The following is a 20,648-nucleotide window of genomic DNA, read 5'->3' as shown; positions in this document are numbered from 1 at the left end:
TTCTTACAATTAAAAAAAGGTCTGTATAAAAATTTATACAGACCTTTTAAATATATAGCTTCAGTTAGTTTAGTTTATCTACATTATTAGCGTGGATATTTTGTAAATATAGCAATATATATCACAAAAAATAGTTTTTTGTGCAAAAAAATAAAAAACAGGAGTTTTAAACTAAAAATTAGTCTTTTAAAATAATGTTATATTCTAGTTGGTAGGCATTATATTTGTTGTTAAATGAGGTTAAAAAAGAACCAATCAAGCAGTAAACAAATATGTCTAAACCCAATACCTCCTATTTAGAAAAGGCATTTCATTTTATAAAATGGTTGTTTTTTGGACTTTTTATTTTATTTGTAACCTTGATTTTGTGTGTCCGAAGTTCTTGGGGACAAAACTTAATCAAAAATAAAGTAACTGAGTTTGTTGCTAAAAAGATTGATACTAAATTTAGTATTCAAAAATTATATCTAAGTTTTTCGGGAAACTTAGTGGTTAAAGAACTGTATGTAGAAGATCAGCAAAAAGATACGTTGTTGTATAGTAAAGAACTAGAAGTTTCTGTAGCTGTGTTGCCTATTCTTACTCAAAACACCATTAATGTAAAAGCAGTAGAATGGACAGGCTTAAAAGCTACTGTTTTTAAATTGGAAAAAAACAATCAATACAATTTTGATTATATTATTAATGCTTTTGTAGACCCTAATGCACCAGTAGAAACCACAACAGAATCAGAAACGAATCCTTTAGAAATAAAAATAGGAACTATTCATTTTTCTGATTTTAATTTGCTTTTTAACGATGAGGTTTTAGGAATAAATACTCATTTAAAATTAGGTGATTTGGCATTCAGTTTTGGAAGAAAGTTTAATATAAATACATTTAATTTTCCTGTAAAAAAAATAGCATTCACTAATGCTGACTTTAGTTACATTCAAAACAAACCATTTCCTGCATCAGAAGAAAGTAAAGAAGAAAGCCCTTTGCCTATAGTAGAAATTGATGAATTAAATTTAAGTGACATAAGGATTAATTATCAAGATAAAGTAGCAAATAATAAAGCCAATATAAATCTTAACTTGTTTACAATTAAGGATGCTTTGGTTGATTTAAAAAATCAGAAAATTGCTATTTATAGTATTGGTTTGCAAAATACCATTGCAGATTTATCTTTTATAAACGACGAAAATTTAATAAATGGAAAAAAGAAGCAGCCAATAAAATCAAATAATTTTGAATGGCCTAAATGGAATGTAAATATTGATGCGTTAATGTTTAAAAACAACTCCATTGCATTACAAACGGGAAATACTGTAACCAAAGCAAATATATTTAATCCACAAAATTTTAAAATTGATCAATTTAACATTTTGTTAGATGATTTTAGTTTGGTGAAAGATGAGTTAGCTTTAGATCTTAAAGAAATATCTTTTAAAGAAAAAAGTGGTTTTAGTATAAAGGAATTGGCTTTAAATGCAGAACTGAATAATAAACAAATAGACCTTTTAAATTTTAAATTAAAAACTACAAATAGTTCTTTAAAGAGTCAAGGAGTAGTACGTTATAATTCTATTAATAATTTTATCAATCAACCTAAAAAAACACAGTTTAATATTGCTATAAAAGAACTAAGTTTAAATACTAAAGATGCTTATTATTTTAATCACAGTTTGCAAAAAAATGAATATGTAAAAAAGCTATCTAAGCATAATATTGTTGGTAATGTTGAAGTAAAAGGAGATTTAGAAAATCTTAGTATTCCTAGTTTAAATTTAAATTGGGGAGAAAAAACCAAACTTACATTGTCTGGTAAAATAAACAACTTTTTGTCTGATGATAAGCTGAATTTCAACCTTCCTGATATCCGTTTTAAAACGGATAAAAAAGCTGTTTTAAATTTTGTTGATGAAAATAAATTAGGAGTTAATATTTCAAGTTCAATCAGTTTAAAATCAACAATAAAAGGGAGTTTGTTAGAGGTGGAAACCAATACAATATTAAACCTAGATAAAGGAAAAATTACTTTAGATGGAAGTCTTACAAACAAGGAAAAAATAACAGCAGATGGAACTTTAAAAGTAACTTATTTTAATTTAGGAAAAATAATTAAAAACAATAAAATAGGGGTGTTAGATTTTGAAACAAAGGTAACTGCAGATTGGTTAGAGCTTCAAGATTTAAATGCAGAATTATCTACCAAGTTTAACAGTTTAGTTTTTAACGAATACAACTACAATCCTTTAGAAATTAAAGCCAATATAAAACAAGGAAAAGGAGTTGTAAATACCAATTTTAAAGACGATAATTTAGATTTTAGTACCAAGACAAATATCAATATAGATTCACTAACGTCTAGAATACAGTCTTTTATAAAAGTAAATGGAGTAAACTTACAAGCATTAAAAATTACTCAAGAAAATATAAAAGCAAGATTGTCACTTTCTGTAGATTATAAAAAAAATCCTTTAGGATTTAATATAAAAGCAGAAACAGAAAATGGTTTGTTGGTGTATAATCAAGAATCTTTTCCTGTAGGAAATTTTAACATCAATACCCAAATAAATCAAGATTCTACTTATGTTAATATAGCTAGTAATTTGTTAAATCTAAAATTAGATTCTAATGCCAATCCACAACAGATTACCACGGCTATTCGCAAACATGTGAATACTTATTTTACCAATAAAAAAACGGATACTATTTTAGGGAATACACGTTTAAAAGCAGAAGTGTCTATAAGTCAAGACCCACTTTTAGATCAAGTATTTTTAAAAGGATTAAAAGAATTTGAACCCATTACGTTTGATCTTCTTTTTAATGAAAAAAATCAAAAATTAAACACAACGTTTAACATTCCGTTTATAGAATATGCCGGAAGCAGTATTAACAAAGCACAATTCGCTTTAAATAGTTCTGATAAAAATTTTGATTTAAATTTAAAAGTAGACAATGTAAAATATGATCCTGTAAACATTCAGAACATAAATGTACAAGGAAAAGTGATAGATGGAGTTGTGCTATTAGATTTTTCTACTTCTGATGAAACTGAAAAAATTATCAACATTAATTCACAAATTAAAGCCACAGATTCTTTGGTGAATTTTCATATTAATCCACAAAATCTTATTTTAAACAGAAAGAGTTGGCAAATACCAGAAAGTAATAAGGTTTTGATAAACGGAAACATTATTGCTACAGATTTTGAATTGTTTAGGAACAATCAAACAATTAGTTTTAAGGCTGATGTCAATCAAAATAACGATAATAATTTAGCTGTAAATTTTAATAATTTTGAATTGCTAAATTTAGTTTCTTTTTTAAATCCAGAACAAAATTTAGCAAGTGGTATTGTAGGTGGAACCGTAGAAATTAACCAGGTAAACAAAGCGCAAAGTTTAGCTTCTAAATTAAAAATAGAAAATCTAAAAGTGTTAGAGAGTCTTTTGGGTGTGTTACAGATAAATGCAGAGACTACAAGTGCTAAAAACTACCAAGTAGATTTGTCTTTACAAGAACAAGATAATATTAATTTATTGGTAAAAGGAAGTTACAATGCCTTAGAAAAAACATCTCCTTTAGATTTAAAAATAGCGTTAAAAAACTTGAACTTGTCTAAAATAGAAGCTTTTGGAAAAGAGTATATTTCCAAAACATCGGGTAGTATATCTGCCAATTTTAATATGAAAGGTTTGTTTGAAAACCCTATCTATAACGGGGATTTAAATTTTAACAAAGCAAAACTAAAAGTAAATAGTTTTAACACCAATTTTACTTTTCCCGAAGAGTCTATTAAAATAAATAATTCTAGTGTTTTGTTAAATAAGTTTACCATTTTAGATAATGATAAAAATACTTTTATGTTGGATGGAGAAATTGAAACTAATGATTTTTCCAACCCCAAGTTTAATCTATCGTTAAACACAAAAAACTTACAAGTTTTAAATTCTACCATAGACGATAATGACCTGTATTTTGGTAAATTATTTATAGATGCTGATGTAAAAATAGGAGGAGATTTAAACATACCCAAAGTTACAGGAACTTTAAAAATTGATAAAAATTCTGACTTTACCTATGTAGTTCCAGAATCGGAAATAGAAGCTGTAGAAAGGGAGGGTGTGGTTATTTTTGTGAATAAAAAAGTAACGAATGATATTTTAACGGCTAGCGAAAACACTGTAACTACCAATGTTGTTACAGGACTGGATATTAAAACTATTTTGAAGGTTGATAAATCTGCAATTTTAAATGTTATTATAGACAAAAAAACAGGAGATAATTTACAAGTTTCGGGAACGGCAGATTTAAATTTTGGATTAACTCCCAACGGAAGAACAACTCTATCAGGAAAATATCAAGTAAACAGTGGGCATTATGAAGCTAGTTTATACAATTTAGTAACCCGAAAATTTGAAATAGCCAAAGGAAGTAGTATCCTTTGGCAAGGAGATCCACTAGAGGCCAAAATGGATTTAAAAGCCATATACAAAGTAAAAACATCTGCAAGTGGTTTAATGTCTTCTTTAACCTCTGGAATGGATGCAGAAACATTAAATACATACAGAAAAAAAGTTCCTTTTTGGGTGTATTTAAATTTGAATGGCGAATTGCTAAAACCAGAAATTAGTTTTGAATTAGATATTCCGGAAGATTCTAGAGGAGAGTTAGGTGGACAAGTATATACACAGGTTCAGCAATTAAATAACAGAGAAGAAGATTTAAACAAACAAGTATTTTCTTTATTAGTGTTAAATCAATTTTTTCCATCTAATATTAGCGATGGTAGTAGCGGAGGATCTCTATCCATTGCCCGTGATAATGTAAACAAAGCATTGTCCAATCAGCTAAATAATTATTCAAACAAATTAGTGGGAAAAACAGGTGTAGAGTTAGGTTTTGAGTTAGATAGTTATACGGATTATACCGAAAAAGGAGAAGAAAACAATACACAGTTAAATGTAAGTGCTCAAAAAAAACTGTTTAACGATAGATTAACAGTACAGGTAGGTAGCGGGTTTGAATTAGAAAACTCATCCAACAGTCAAAACGAAAAAACTCCTATTATAGGAAATGTAAATATTGAATATGCATTAACCGAAAATAGAAGATTTAGATTAAAAGGGTTTCGTAAAAACGAGTACCAAAGCGTAATTGATGGACAGGTAATTGTAACCGGAATTGCTTTTTTGTTTAACAGAGAGTTTAATAAGTTTCGAGAGCTTTGGCTTAAAGAAAGGACTAAAAAACCTACGGATTAATGGAGAGTTTAAAAAAATATAAAGCAAGCTGGTTGGTTGTAATAATGCTTATTATAACCTCTTGTAGTGTAACGCGTTTTATTCCCAAAGGAGAAAAATTATACAGCGGAGCAAGCCTAAAAATGAAAAACGAGAACAATGTAAAAAAGTTATCGGGTTTAGAAGATGAGCTGCAAGAGTTGTTAAGACCAGAACCAAATAGTAAAATTTTAGGAAGACGAGTAGGCTTGTATTATCATTATAAAACAAAAGAAGGAAGCAAAAATTTTATCACAAAATACATTAATAAAAAAATAGGAGAAAAACCTGTCTATTATTCCAATGTATCTCAAAATAAGGTAATAGATCTAATTAAAAATAGATTAGACAATAGAGGTTTTTTTAATAGTAAAGTAACCGCATCTGTCAAAGAAAAAATATATAGTAAAAGTATTAAATATACAATAGAGTTAACAACACCTTATGTGTTAGAAAGCTATCAATTAGAAAACGATACTTTGCCTGTTTATAAAGAAATTAAAGAGATTTTAGCAAGTAGTTTGTTAAAAAAAGGAACCCGGTATAACTTGGAATCTTTTAAACAAGAAAGAATAAAAATTGATGAAGAATTAAAAGCAAAAGGATATTACAATTTCAATCAGGATTTTGTCATTTTTGAAGCAGATACCAACCAATACAACAACAAACGTTTTGATTTGTATTTAAGAGTTAAAAAAGAAATTCCTGAAAAGGCTTTAATTCCCTATAAAATTAAAGAAGTAAAGGTATATCCTAGCTATAATTTGTCTCAAAAAAACAGTGTTTTAGATAGTATAAACTATAAAGGAGTTGTTTTTTTACAAGACACGCTATTTTTTAAACCTAAGAGATTGCACAACTATTTATTGTTTGGTAAAGGTGATTTATACCATCCTATAAAGTCTAAAATAACTAGTAAAAGATTATCTTCTATAGGAACGTATAAATATGTAAATATTCAGTTTGACGAAATTAAAAATCAAGAAAATGATAGTTTAGGATTGTTAAATGCAGCTATTTATTTATCCCCATTAAACAAAAGATCTTTAGGGTTGGAGTTGCAGGCTGTTACCAAATCTAACAGTTTTGCAGGGCCAGAATTGTCTTTAAACTATAGAAATAGAAATTTATATAACGGAGGAGAATTGTTAAATATTACAGGAAGTTTTGCCTATGAAACACAAATAGGTAACAATACCGAAAACTTAAACGGAATAAAATTAGGACTAGGGGCAAGTTTAACATTTCCTAGATTAATTTTTCCGGGCAATTTAGACGGTCGTTTTAAATATGGGGTACCCAGAACTAAAATATCTTTTGATTCGGAATATTTAAGTAGATCTAATTTGTATGGTTTAACATCTTTTACAACAAGCTATGGTTATCAGTGGGATGCTAATAAATATTTAAGTCACCAAATTAATCCCATTAATATTAATTATGTAAAACTATTTAACACTACTTCTGATTTTGATGCCATTTTAGAGAATAATCCTTTTTTACAAAATAGTTTTGATCAGCAATTTATAGCAGGGCTAACGTATAATTTTACTTATAATGAGTTGGGTAGAAGTGGTAAAAAAAATCAAGTATTTTTTGCCGCTAATTTAGATGTTGCAGGAAACGCGTTAAACTTAGTAAGTTCGGGTTCAGGTGGAGGAAAAGAAACGTTTTTAGGGTTGGAATATGCACAATATGCAAAAGTAGATGCAGATTTTAGATACTATCTAGATTTAGGAAAAGAACAAACATTAATTAGTAGATTGTATGGTGGTTTGGGAGTTCCTTATGGAAATTCTGAAGTTTTGCCATTTACAAAACAATTTTTTTCTGGAGGTCCCTATAGTGTTAGAGGTTTTGCTTCAAGATCTATTGGACCAGGAACCTACAATGGTAGTTCTACAAGCAGTACTTATTTTGATAGTTCTGGAGACATTCGTTTAGAAGCCAATTTAGAATACAGGTTTCCTGTTTATTCTTTGTTAAAAGGAGCTTTGTTTGCCGATGCAGGAAATGTTTGGTTGTATAACAGTAATAGTGCTCTAGATGGGGGACAATTTACATCTAATTTTATAAATGAATTAGCAATAAGTGCGGGAGCAGGATTAAGGGTAGATATTCAGAGTTTTGTAATTAGGTTTGATTTTGCAACACCAGTAAAGCAGCCTACGTCTACTTCTTTTAACAATATTAAATTAAGTAATACGATCTTAAACTTTGCCATAGGATATCCATTTTAATACAAAAGACACATTATAACTATAATGTGTCTTTGCATTTACAGGCTTAGTTAGTAAACTTACTTAATTTCTAAAGCCGCTTTTAAAATATCTTTTCTACTTATTTGTCCAATAACTTTACCATTGTCAACTACAGGAAAACGGTTTCTTCTTGAAGTACAAAACATATGAGCAGCATCAAAAATATTAGTATCCCCTTTAATAGATTCTACAATAGTTGCCATGTACTCTTCAACTGTTTGATCGTGTAACGGAATGTTATAGTACCTGCTATTGGCTATTTTTTTCATACAATCTCCTTCGGATATCATACCTATTAATTGATCATTTTCATCAATAACACAAGCACCAGCAATATTGTTAGTAACTAGTGTCTGCATAGCTTCACCTATACTAATTTTAGGAGAAAAAGTAATCAATCTATCTCTATGTACCATATAATCAGAAACTAATATTTTTTCGGCTATAGCCGTTGTTTTCAGGTCTGGTGATTTAAAGTTTTTTATAGCCATGTTTTTTGGTTTAGTGTTGAATACCTAATGTAACATTATTTTTTTAAAAAAGCAACCAGTAGGTTTTTATGTTTAAATAGGTACTTCTGTAGTGTTTTAATCTCGTACATTACAAAAGTATTATGCGCACTTTTAACATTAAGTATGGTTTACAACAAAGCCCTAACAATTGTCCATATCATTTACAATTACCTTTAATAGAAAATCAAATTACCAGAAATATTGTAACATTCGGTTACTTGTGACCAAGAAGTAACCTCTCTAATAAGCCTGTATAATACGGTTAAAAATAACTTTTGGTTTCTAGCTTATGAATTCTTAAGTTCTTATTATCTTTGCGAACTCAGAATTAACGCATTATACATTTAAAAAGTACCAGCATGCAATTATCAGAACAAGAAATTGTAAGAAGAGAAAAGCTTGACAAGTTAAGAGCTTTAGGAATCAACCCTTACCCTGCAGATTTATTTCCTGTAGATAACTACTCTAAACAGATTAAGGAAAGTTATGAAGAAGGAAAAAAAGTAGTAATTGCTGGACGTTTAATGCGAAAGAAAATTCAGGGAAAAGCTTCTTTTGCTGAATTACAGGATGCAGAAGGAAGAATTCAGATTTACTTTAATCGTGATGAAATTTGTACAGGTGAAGATAAGACTTTGTACAATGACGTTTTTAAGAAGTTACTAGATTTAGGAGATTTTATTGGGGTAGAAGGAGAGTTGTTTAAAACTCAAGTAGGAGAAATTTCTGTAATGGTTCGTAATTTTAAATTACTAAGTAAAGCATTAAAACCTTTACCGTTACCTAAAACAGATGCCGAAGGAAAAACTTATGATGAGTTTAACGACCCTGAACTAAGATACCGTCAGCGTTATGCAGATTTAGTGGTAAATCCACATGTAAAAGAAGTATTTGTTAAGCGTACAAAATTGTTTAACGCTATGCGTAACTTTTTTAACGATGCAGGATATTTTGAAGTAGAAACTCCAGTATTACAACCTATTGCTGGTGGAGCATCTGCAAGACCATTTATTACACACCACAATTCTTTAGACATTCCGTTGTACATGCGTATTGCGAATGAATTGTACCTAAAACGTTTAATTGTTGGTGGTTTTGATGGTGTGTACGAGTTTTCTAAAAACTTCCGTAATGAGGGAATGGACAGAACGCACAATCCAGAATTTACGGCTATGGAAATTTACGTAGCGTACAAAGATTACAATTGGATGATGGAGTTTACCGAAAACTTGTTAGAGCACTGTGCTATGGCGGTTAACGGAACTACAGATGTTGTTTTTGGTGAGCACGAGGTAAGCTTTAAAGCACCATTTGCAAGAGTAACCATGGCAGATTCTATCAAACATTTTACAGGTTTTGATATTACAGGTAAAAACGAAGATGAATTAAGAGCTGGGGCTATAGAAATGGGTATTGAAGTAGACAGTACCATGGGGAAAGGAAAGTTGATTGATGAAATGTTTGGTGAAAAATGTGAAGGAAACTACATACAGCCAACTTTTATTACAGATTATCCTAAAGAAATGTCTCCATTGTGTAAAGAGCATAGAGATAATCCTGAATTAACAGAACGTTTTGAGTTGATGATTTGTGGAAAGGAAGTTGCAAATGCGTATTCTGAATTAAACGATCCTATTGATCAAAGAGAACGTTTTGAAGCGCAATTAAAATTAGCAGAAAGAGGAGATGATGAGGCTTCTAACTTTATAGATGAAGATTTCTTAAGAGCCTTAGAATACGGAATGCCTCCAACCTCTGGATTAGGAATTGGAATGGACCGTTTGATTATGTATTTAACCAACAACCAATCTATTCAAGAAGTATTGTTCTTTCCTCAAATGAGACCAGAGAAAAAAGCTCCAGCTGTAGAGTTAAATGAAGATGAAAAAGCATTGTTTGCTTTGTTAGAAAAAGCAGAAAAAATTGCTTTGAGTGATTTAAAAACACAATCTGGTTTGTCTAATAAAAAATGGGATAAAACCATTAAAGGACTTACAGGTAAAGACTTGGCTGCTGTAAACAAAACTGAAGAAGGTTTGTTTGTGGAATTGGTTTAATAAAAACAGAAAATATATTTTAAGAAAGGAAATCCGTTTGGGTTTCCTTTTTTTGTATAAATTGTGTAGGAAATAAGTTGTTCTATGGGAAAAAGAAGTGATGGGAAAGAATTAGAAAAGCAAGTTCAGTTTTTTTTTGAGAACTTACTTTCAGAGTGTGGATATACTATTCATAAAGGTAGGATTCAAAATAGTGGTACGCAAGATGGAATGGATAATGAGATTATTACAATCGATGATAAGTATAATAGGCATAAAATTTATCTAGAATGTAAAGATTATTCATCTAAGCTATCTTATTCAGAAGCGGTTGTTAAAATACCTCAAATTATATCTTCATATAAACCTAGTATATTAATTTTTATATCTCCTAAAAAACCTTTTAACAATCCATACAATGATACAAGGTTGTCAGATTTTTATGACCAATTCAATGTACCTATTGAATTTTTAACACCAGACAATAAAGTTGAGGAATTAATTGCTCTAAATGAGTCTTTATATAAGTTGATTTATGGTAGAGAAGTTGATTTTAAGATTGATAGAAAGGAGAAATTAAGGGACTTTAAAAGATTTGTTTTTTCTACAAAACCTTTAAAAAAGATTGTTTTAGATGAGGATGATAGGATAGAATACATTACTAATATTACTAAAAATGGAATGTATACTAAAAGGAGGGTTTCTGAAGTAAATAATAATGAAGGTTTATTTAATACAGATACATTTGATTTAAAAGAGAAGTTAGTTTCAGAGTTTAGAAGAGGTCATAAAGGCTATGTTTTAATTGGAAATCCAGGTCTCGGTAAGTCAAGTGAGCTTAAAAATTTGGCAATTAATTTATGGGAAGATAAGAATAGAGAATTTGTTCCTTTTTTTAGGTCTTTAAACACTTTTGTAATAAATAATAACATAGAAGATTTTTTACCAAAAGAATGGAGACATATTCCTAATTTACTAGTTATTTATGATGGATTAGATGAGGTTTCAGATGTTCAGAACTTTAAATCTAAACTGAGTAAATTCATAGCAGATTCAAATTCAACAATTAATTTTATCTTAAGCTGTAGGTCATCTTTGTACGAAAACACTATTAAAGAAATTTCGGAAATGGAATGCGTTGTGTTAGAAGAATTATATTTTCATGAGGTTTATAGTTACTTGGAAAAAAAGTATTCAATAAAGAGATGTGATGTTGATAGAGTTATTCTTGATAGAAATCAAATGGAGTTTTTAAAGAACCCTTATTATTTAGATTTATTTGGAGAAAATTTTAATAATGGAAATGTAATTTTAAATAAATGTGGGTTAATTGAAGCTTATGTTTCTAAAAGACTGGAGGATGATAGGATAAAAAAATATAACAACAAAGATTATGATAAATCGTTGGTTTTAAATATTTGTAAGAAAGTTGCTTTGTCAATGGAGGCTATGCAAATAAATATTATTGAGGATATGTATTTATCAGTTCTACTTGAACAGAATAAAAAGTTATTTACTAATTGTTGTTTTGTAGAGAAGGTTTTAGGAGAAAATTCATGGAAATTTGAACACAGAAACTTGCAGGAGTATTTTGTTGCAGATGCTTTGTCAAAATTAACTTTTGAAAAGATTATTGAATTTATATCCATAAATGGAGATGATAAAAAAATTCACCCTTCTTGGGTAAATTCAGTTTCATATTTATTGAATATTTTGAATGAAGAAAGTGAGTCTTATAAAGAAATAGTAAACTGGTTTGAAATTAACCAAATAGAAGTTCTTTTTAAATTAGATTCTGATAGGGTTAACTGGAACCTGAGAATAGAATTATTTCAAAAATACTATACTGAAGTTTGTAAAAAACAGACTTTGTTTATTACAGATTTTGATTATTTAGAAATAGCTAAATTTGGAAATAGTATAGAGAATATAGATTTCTTATTGGCTGAAATTTTGGACTTTAGTATTAATGAAAGAACTAGGTCATCTGCTTTGAGTTTACTTTCAAAGATGGAATTATCTTCTAGAAAAAAAGAGTTTAAAAATACAGCTTTAAAATTGTTGTCTGCATCAATTGATAAAGTAGATTTTAGATTTAAAGGTGATTTACTTGATGCTATAAGAAAATTAAATTATCATATTGAAGATGATGGATGTGTAGATGAAATCATTAAGGCTTTAGGTTGTTTTGATTATCACTTTATTACATCCAGTATGATAAAAATTCTTAATGATGTAAGAGTTGAAAAATATTTAAATTATCTAAAAGAGATAACTCCTAAAATACTTGACGATAATAAAAGAAATTATACTAAAAGTGATAATTATGCTAATTTTTCAGAGCAAGAAAACTTAAAAGATATTTTACTGGGTTTTGAGGACTTAATAAGTTTATCATTTACGTTAGAGATATTAATGGATAGCCGAAATATTTATAGTCTAAGTTTGAAAGATGAAGAGATAAAAAGTATAATAACGAAGCTCGTTAAGCTATTCCAAAGTGGAAATGATGAAGTATATAGTTTTATTATCAATAAAGTTAAAACTGGATTATCCAAAGTAGGAAGCTTTTACCATTGTGAAGATATGATAGTTGATTTTTTTATTGAAACCAACACTAAAACAAGGTGTTTTTATGAGTTATTAGGTAGTGAGCAAATAAAGTTTGAAGATAAGAGAAGAGTTCTAGTTCGTTTGTTTACCGACAATGAATCTTGTATGATAGTTGACCATTATAAATCAGGATATGTATCAGTTGCAGAAATAATTTATTTTAGAAATAATTTAAGTTGTCATGATTATGAGCTTGCAAAGCTGTTTCAGGAAAAAGTTATTTCTGCAACTGATATTAATTTTGATGGAGAATTGTTAAGTGATGAAATAAATTTAAAATGGAGAACATTTCATGAAACTAACCCAAGATTAGATTTTGACTTACTTTTTGATAAAAAACTCATTCTTGATAAGTTTTCGGATTATATGCTTTTTACAAGTAAAGATGTTATTACGAGAATAGATTTAAAGGATGATAAAAAAGACTTTAGGGAAGATGTTGATTTAAGAAAAAGATTTCCGAATTCTTTTTTTCAAATTTTATATAGTGCGATTAATGCATATGTAGGAGGAGTTTCTTATGATGATGTAAAGGAATTTATTAATTCAGACTTAAATTTAATTAGAAAAATTTATGGGCATATTTATTCAGAAAATTTAAAATTTGAAATTCAACAAAAACATAAAGACTATATTGAAAATTGGTGCTTAAATAATTTATCAAAAGCTGTATTTAATAAATTATGTAATTGTGTCTCTAATGAGGAGAGATGTAAATTTTTATGGTTTTTTAAAAATAAATATGAATTTGATTATCCAGAGAGTTATTTGTTAGATTTACTTAACATGGATGGTAAATTAAAACATAATGAACAAGATGTTGGTCATGATTATATAATTAAAACCGTAGGAATAGATAAGGTCTTAGAAAGGATTGAACAAAACATGAGTCATCAATGCATAAATAAATATGTTTTTTATAAACAGGCTAAAATAGCTTTAGATTACGATTTCGTAAAGTCTTACAAATATATTAGAGAGTTTATTTTAGATGAGAAAAATGACTATTTATCATATAGATCTAACTTATTGAGTTTATATGTTCAAAAAAACAAAGACGTTAATCTACTGAAGTCGTTAATTAACTTAAATCCTAACGAAATAAATAATGATGGAATTTCTTGGGAAGCCTTAAAAATATTGATTGTATTTAGAGAAACTGATTTCGTAATTGATAAATTATTAGAGTTTAACTCAATCAATAAGGTAGTTGAAAAGGAACTTAGAATAATAAAGTATTTGTTTTTGTCAAAATATGGTAAATCAACTAAATTATTGTTAGATTTTATGAGGAATAATTTTTCTTATTTTAAAAAGGAGTTTCATTATAGTTTCGCTAGTGATGATTGGGTAGGTTATAATAGTTTAGAATCAGTCGATGATGCAATAGAAATAATGAGGTTAGATTTGTTAGGATTTAAAATCAGAGAGGATGAGAATCCATCAAGAATAGGAAGTAGTATTTTAATAAAAATATGCCAAAAAAATAAAGCTGAGGATTGTCTTGATATTTTAAAGAAGGTTGAAAATTTTGAATTAAGGGTGAGAGAAGAGAGTTTTGATAAATTCTATATTTATAAACTTATAAAAGATATTAAAGATGTATATATTAAACATAAATCAAAGCCATTGCGTTTTGCAGATGTAGTTCAAAAAATAGATGAAATAAAATACGAGATAATTTAATTGTATTCAGATAATAAAGAAAACATGAAGTAGGAATTTGCTGATTAAACAGTAGATTCTATCACAATATAATTATGTATGTCAGATGTTTATTAATAGATTATATAGGTTTATCAAACAAAAAATGGGATAAAACCATTAAAGGACTTACAGGTAAAGACTTGGCTGCTGTAAACAAAACCGAAGAAGGTTTGTTTGTAGAGTTGGTTTAAAACGTATTTATAAAATAATATAAAGAATCCCTATTGCAGTTGTAGTAGGGATTTTTTGATGTCAAACAATTGTTAAATTGACAATGCTCAATCAGTATTATTTGTTCTACATTCACCACTGTAGTATCTTTATAGTGTTAAAACTAAAATCATGATTAAAAAAATATTAAAAGGATTGGCCATTTTTGTAGGAGTGGTGATCTTATTGCTGTTCATTATTCCTTTTGCATTTAAAGGAAAAATCACCAAAATAGCCAAAGCACAAATTAATAACAGTGTAAATGCTGAGGTTGATTTTCAGGATTTGTCCATTTCTTTGTTCAGAAGTTTTCCAGATGTATCTGTAGACTTACAAAACTTATCGGTCGTAAACAAAGCTCCTTTTACCGGAGATACTTTGGCAGCTATTGGCCATACGTACGTAGATGTTAGTTTAACCAGTTTAATGGGAGATACTCCAAAAGTAAACAGCATAAAATTATCTGATGTTTTTGTAAACGTAAAAGTAAACAAAGACAGCATTGCAAATTATGATATTGCTTTGCCATCCACAGAAGAAAAGGAAGTAACTACAGAAGAGTCTGCTCCGTTTTCTTTAGCCATTCAAGAATATAGCTTTGAGAACATCAATATAACCTATGTAGATATTGTAGCAAACATGAGTGCCAAAGTGGTGAATTTTAATCACAATGGTAGTGGAGATTTGTCACAAAACAAAGTAGATTTAGATACTCATACCACAGCAGAAGCCATTACATTTATGATGGATGATGTAGCGTATTTAAAAGACTTAAAATTAAATTATGATGCTATTGTTGGAGTAGATTATGCCAACGATTTAAAGTTGACATTTAAAGATAATATAGCCCAAATAAACGATTTAAACTTGGTGTTTGATGGTGCTTTTACCATGTTAGAAGAAGCTTATGATCTAGATTTTACATTTAAATCAGAAAAATCGGCATTTAAGAGTTTATTGTCTTTAGTGCCCAATGCTTATACAGCAGATTTTAAAGATGTGCAAACCAAAGGAGCTTTAGATTTTAGTGGAAATGTAAAAGGACAATATTCTGAAACTACCATTCCTACTTTAGACATTGTGTTAAAAACAGACAATGCAACGGTAAAATATCCAGACTTACCGAATGGTATAGAAAACATTAATATTGATGCACACATCACCAACACAACAGGTGTAATGGATGATGTTGTGGTAGAAATAAAAAACTTTGGATTTAAAATAGCAAAAGATGTGTTTGCAGCCAATGCTTTAGTAACCCAACCTATTTCTAACCCAACCGTTAAAGCAACAGTAAAAGGACAAGTAAATTTAGGAAATCTAAAAAATGCCTATCCAATTCCGCCATTAGATTACGATTTAAAAGGGATTGTAAAAGCCAATATTTCTACAGCTTTTGATATGAATGCGATTGAAAAAGAACAATATAATAAAATAGCTAGTAAAGGAGATATTAGTTTACAAGGGGTTACTGTAGGATCAGAATTTACTCCAAAACCTATTTTTATAAAAAAAGCGGGATTAGTATTCAATACTAAAAATGTAACCTTACAAGAAACCGCAATCACTACAGGAGAGTCTGACGTGCAGTTAAAGGGGAACATAGACAATATTTATGGATATGCATTTTCTAATGCAACTTTAAAAGGAAAGGTAGCCGCAACTTCTACAGTATTTAAGGTAAGCGACTTTTATGAAGCGGATACTACTGCGGTGGTAACAACTACGGATACTATAAAAAGTGAGCAATTTAAAATTCCAGAAAATATAGATGTTACTGCAACGGTAAATGCTAAAAAAATAATGTACGATGATATTGTATTAACCAACTTTGCGGGAACAGCAGTTATTAAAGATCAAAAAATGACATTTAACAATGCTGGAGCTAATGTGTTTCAGGGAGCCATTGCTATCAATGGTTTTGTAGATACCAAGCCTGCTATTACAGCGTATGATTTTGTGATGAATTTAAAACAAGTAGATATTGCAAGTGCTTTTAACGGAATGGGAATGTTGCAAAAAATAGCACCTATTATAGGGGCTTTTAGTGGTCGTTTTGATACAGATTTAGATATTAAAGGTGATTTAGGAACCGATTTTATGCCCGATTTATCTAAACTGACAGGTGATGCTTTTGCCAATTTACAAGTGGATAAAGTAGATGCAAGCAAAAACAAATTTTTAAGTTTAGCAGAAAGTAAGATGAGTTTTCTAGATTTTGATAAAACAGATTTAGAAGATTTAAAAACAAAAGTAACGTTTGAAAATAGTAAAGTAAACGTAGCTCCATTTACTCTAAAATTTAAAGGAATTCCTGTTACAGTAGGAGGTACTCATGGATTTGACAACACTATGAATTATGATTTAAAGTTTGATTTACCTGCTAAGTATTTAGGAAAAGAAGCTGCAAGTATTGTAAGCAAATTAAGCGGATCAGATCAAGAAAACTTAACGGTTCCGTTAGATGTAAAAGTAGGAGGTACAGTAACCAATCCATCTGTATTGCCAGGGATGAAAGATGCTGTGGCTAGTTTGGCTCAAAAAGCGATAGACAACCAAAAAGAAAAGGCGAAAGAAAAAGTAACCTCAGAGGCCAAAAAGAAATTAAACGACTTGTTAGGGATTAAAAAAGAAGAAAGTACAGATAGTACCAAAACAGAAGCTTCTTCTACAGACAAGGTAAAAGAAGCAGGTAAAAAGCTACTAAACGGATTGTTTGGAAAGTAAGAAGTATACAAAGAAATTTTTAAAGTAAATTAAACCTCAATTCTATCATCTAGAATTGAGGTTTTTTAATGAAACAAAAGTTTCTTAATAATTAGCTAACAATTTAGGAGTGTTAATTTATCAGCTACATAGTTTTTAGTTAATACACAATATAGTGGGTAGATACTTACATTTTAGTACTATTGTTGTTCACTTTTTTAAAAAACAAATCATGATAAAATACATCTTAATTTTATGCACTTCTATAAGTCTTTTTGCGAATAACGATTGGGGGAAAACAGGACACAGAACCGTAGGAGAAATTGCTGCAAAACATATTTCTAAGAACACAGAAAAACAAGTAAACAAACTTTTACAAGGAGAGTCTTTGGCAATGGTGTCTATTTATGCCGATGAAATTAGAAGCAATCCTGAATACAATTCTTTTGCTCCATGGCATTATGTAAGTTTTAACGGAGATAAAAAATACAAAGAAGAACCTGTAAATCCAAAAGGAGATATTTTACAGGGAATAAAAACGTGTATTTTAAAAATAAGAGATAAAAATACCAGTACAAAAGACAAAGCGTTTTACTTAAAAATGTTGGTGCATTTTGTGGGAGATTTACACATGCCCTTACATGCAGGAAACAAGCATGATAAAGGAGGAAATGACATCAAATTAAAATGGTTTGGAAACCATACCAATTTACATAGGTTGTGGGATACAGATATGATTGAATCTTATAAAATGAGCTATTCTGAATTAGCCTCTAACTTAGACATTGTACCCGCAAAAGAAAATCAAAAAATTACCAAAGGAACTTTAACAGACTGGGCTCACGAAACAAGAGCAATAGCTTTAAAAGTGTACGAATCTACTGAGGAGGACAAAAATGAAAGTTATGTATATATGTATCATAACTTCCCTATTGTAAAACAACAACTACAAAAAGGAGGGGTTCGTTTGGCTATGGTGTTAGATGAGGTTTTTAAAAAGGAATCTGCTTGGTTAATTTCTTTTTTAAAGAACATTTAATCAAGGTTTTTTTATAGAAATAATAAAAAACTAATTTAAGGATTGCTGTGTGTTCCGTTTTAGAAAAAATGATGGCAACTACCAATTTTAAAAATCCAATTCTATTTAGAATTGGATTTTTTTATGGTTCCTATTTTGTACACAAGTGTATTTTTTGATTTTGGACAAAAGAAGTATGCTAAAGGTGATGTGAAGTTGTGTTTTTAGACATAATTTATAATTGTGAACAACTGAAGAATGTTTTTTAAGGGATTTAAAGGTAAAATTAGAGAATCTAACAAGACAACTCATAAAATAGAAAAAGAGCCAAAGAAAATCTTCTCTGGCTCTTTTAGAATATTAAAAGTATGTGTTAAAGATGTTGTGATTTACTGTATTAATACTTTTTTAACGGCTACTTTGTTGTTTTCTTTTACGGTAATAATGTACACACCTTTAGCTAAGTTTTGGTTAGCTACTTGTACACCTACTATGTTGTAAATAGCAACAATACTTCCTTTGTTAGTGTTTACAGTACCATTGTTAGCTGTAACGGTTAAGCCAGGAATTACGTTTGTTTTAATTGATAAGCTAGGGCCATTGTCTATAACAGAAAAATCATCCCAATAAGTAACAGCATTTTTGTAGGTTCTTACTTCAAAATAAAAGTTAGTTGCAGTTTCAGGAGCAGTTAATGTGGTTGTGTACTGAGTCCATGTACTAGTATTGTCAGTAAAATATGAGTTACTAGGTCCTCTTAATTCTTCTCCATTATCATCAATAGTTCCATCGTCATTTTTCCAATAAGCCCAAATTCTTGAGTTAGTTGTATCACCTTCTGCGGTTGTTCCTGTTTTGTACCATAAAGAAATTGTGTAACTGTTTCCTGCTGTTACAGCAACAGTTTGTCCTAAGTCTTTTGTACCTCCTGTGTGTTTGGCTGCAAAAGCACCAGAATGTACCTCTGTGCTTTCTTTTTCTATATTTTCCTTTTTAGTAAAATTAGTGGGAGAGTTGGCATCATCCCAGTTTTCAAATCCCCCGTTTAATAAAACCTCTTGCGCAAATGTAAGTCCGCTCACAAGAAAAGCGATCATTAAAGTAATTTTTTTGATGATTGATGTTTAGTTGTTTGTATATAGTTTTAGTTGATTATTCCCATTTGTTTTCTGCAGGTGTACCTCCCCAAATTAGTGTTACTAAATAAGGATTGTCTATAAAAGGATTTCTGTTCCCTTGCTCATCTGCAATTATGTCATTTCTTTGAATTTCAAAATCTGAGATAGGGTCTTCTTCATTCCATTCTAAAAAAGTATCTAAATCACCAACTTTGCTAATGCTTTTATCATATCGTAAATGGATGTATAAAATCATTCGGGCAACATCTCCTTTCCATTCATCTCCCGGATACCATGCACTTCCTATAGAGCCAGCACTTCCACTTCCATCTACAAATTTGTCATTACTTCTGCTGCTGTTTGTATTGGCATCACAGTATCTTAAATGATGTAAATCTCCTTTGACAATATCATCTGTAGAATCAGAAACTTTATACAAAGACTGAGGATAAATGTGTTCTGTGTTAAATTCTTCAGGTTTACCGCTTCCTGTAACATCTCTAAAAGATTTGTCTCTGCTTTCTCCTGTGTAAACTAAAATGACATTAGAAGAGTTGCCAGTATCTTGATCTGCTTTTAACAATGGGGTATGTCTACCTGAGTAATAAATAATGTTAGTGTGCTTGTTTGTTGTTACTTCCTGCAATTCACTTTTTAAAGTTTCTGAATTTGTGGAAAAAGTTACCGTACTGTAATAAGCTTTTAATTCACTAGGAATGTTGCCAAAAAGATCTGTAACACCATCTTCTACTATAGTAATGGTAATGGTAGCAGTACTACATTCTTGTGGTGTAGCATTGGTACAAACTTCGTATTTAAAAGTATCTGTTCCTGTAAAATCTGTAGCAGGAGTATAGGTATAAGTCCCGTTTGTGTTTGTAGTAATTGTTGCGTTGTTACTACTTGTAGATTCTAGGGTTACGGTTACGTCTTCTACATTGTCATCATTGTTTAAAATGTCAGAAAAGCTATAAGCAGTATTCTTGTCTGCAAAAAAAGCATCGTTATTGGCAACAGGAGCTATAATCTCTACAGGTTCTTCTGTTTGGGTGTTGGTACCTTCTATTATAAAAGTATTGTCTCCCCTAGAGCAAGCCGCTAATACAATTGCACTTAGGTATAAAAAAAAGTTGGTTTTCATTTTTGTTTTAGATTAAAAAACCTCTTTCATAAAGAATGAAAGAGGTTTTGTTT

At 29.6% G+C, this 20,648-nt stretch carries 10 protein-coding genes; 7 read left to right on the top strand and 3 right to left on the bottom strand.

From position 1 onward, the window contains the following. Positions 1-272 precede the first annotated feature (272 nt). Positions 273-5,255, top strand: a complete 4,983-nt coding sequence (locus FHR24_RS01225; RefSeq protein ID WP_167182690.1) for a translocation/assembly module TamB domain-containing protein — start codon at positions 273-275, stop codon at positions 5,253-5,255. Continuing rightward, a complete protein-coding gene (gene tamL, locus FHR24_RS01220; protein ID WP_167182687.1) occupies positions 5,255-7,513 on the top strand; it encodes a translocation and assembly module lipoprotein TamL in 2,259 nt (752 codons plus the stop codon). The genes FHR24_RS01225 and tamL overlap by 1 nt, the downstream gene beginning before the upstream one ends. 59 nt (positions 7,514-7,572) lie before the next feature. Here tamL and FHR24_RS01215 read toward each other — a convergent pair whose 3' ends face one another. After that, entirely contained in the window at positions 7,573-8,025 is a 453-nt protein-coding gene (locus tag FHR24_RS01215) for a CBS domain-containing protein (protein ID WP_167182684.1), read from the bottom strand. A gap of 380 nt (positions 8,026-8,405) precedes the next feature. Here FHR24_RS01215 and lysS point away from each other — a divergent pair, with 380 nt between their 5' ends. The 5 genes from lysS to FHR24_RS01190 all read left to right on the top strand — a co-directional run bounded on the left by lysS (position 8,406) and on the right by FHR24_RS01190 (position 18,357). Then, positions 8,406-10,103 carry a lysine--tRNA ligase gene (gene lysS / locus FHR24_RS01210; protein ID WP_167182681.1) on the top strand — a complete coding sequence of 566 codons (1,698 nt, stop codon included), beginning with the start codon at positions 8,406-8,408 and terminating at the stop codon, positions 10,101-10,103. 84 nt (positions 10,104-10,187) lie between these two features. Beyond that, the gene (locus tag FHR24_RS01205; RefSeq protein ID WP_167182678.1) at positions 10,188-14,381 is read left to right on the top strand and encodes an NACHT domain-containing protein; all 4,194 of its coding nucleotides are present in this window, start codon (positions 10,188-10,190) and stop codon (positions 14,379-14,381) included. 74 nt (positions 14,382-14,455) lie between these two features. Then, positions 14,456-14,593 carry a hypothetical protein gene (locus tag FHR24_RS01200; protein WP_167181985.1) on the top strand — a complete coding sequence of 46 codons (138 nt, stop codon included), beginning with the start codon at positions 14,456-14,458 and terminating at the stop codon, positions 14,591-14,593. A gap of 151 nt (positions 14,594-14,744) precedes the next feature. Continuing rightward, complete coding sequence (locus tag FHR24_RS01195; protein ID WP_167182676.1) at positions 14,745-17,339, top strand: AsmA-like C-terminal region-containing protein; 2,595 nt, start codon at positions 14,745-14,747, stop codon at positions 17,337-17,339. 211 nt (positions 17,340-17,550) lie between these two features. Beyond that, entirely contained in the window at positions 17,551-18,357 is an 807-nt protein-coding gene (locus FHR24_RS01190; protein WP_167182673.1) for a S1/P1 nuclease, read from the top strand. Between the two features lie 368 nt (positions 18,358-18,725). Here FHR24_RS01190 and FHR24_RS01185 read toward each other — a convergent pair whose 3' ends face one another. Next, entirely contained in the window at positions 18,726-19,433 is a 708-nt protein-coding gene (locus tag FHR24_RS01185; protein ID WP_167182671.1) for a T9SS type A sorting domain-containing protein, read from the bottom strand. 55 nt (positions 19,434-19,488) lie between these two features. After that, positions 19,489-20,595, bottom strand: coding sequence for an endonuclease I family protein (locus tag FHR24_RS01180; protein ID WP_167182668.1), 1,107 nt, complete (start codon positions 20,593-20,595; stop codon positions 19,489-19,491). Positions 20,596-20,648 lie beyond the last annotated feature (53 nt).

It is taken from the genome of Wenyingzhuangia heitensis (genome assembly GCF_011762155.1).
GTDB lineage: Bacteria > Bacteroidota > Bacteroidia > Flavobacteriales > Flavobacteriaceae > Wenyingzhuangia > Wenyingzhuangia heitensis.
The sequence above is the reverse complement of the archived record's forward strand: the minus strand, read 5'-3'. Positions and strand labels throughout refer to the sequence as shown.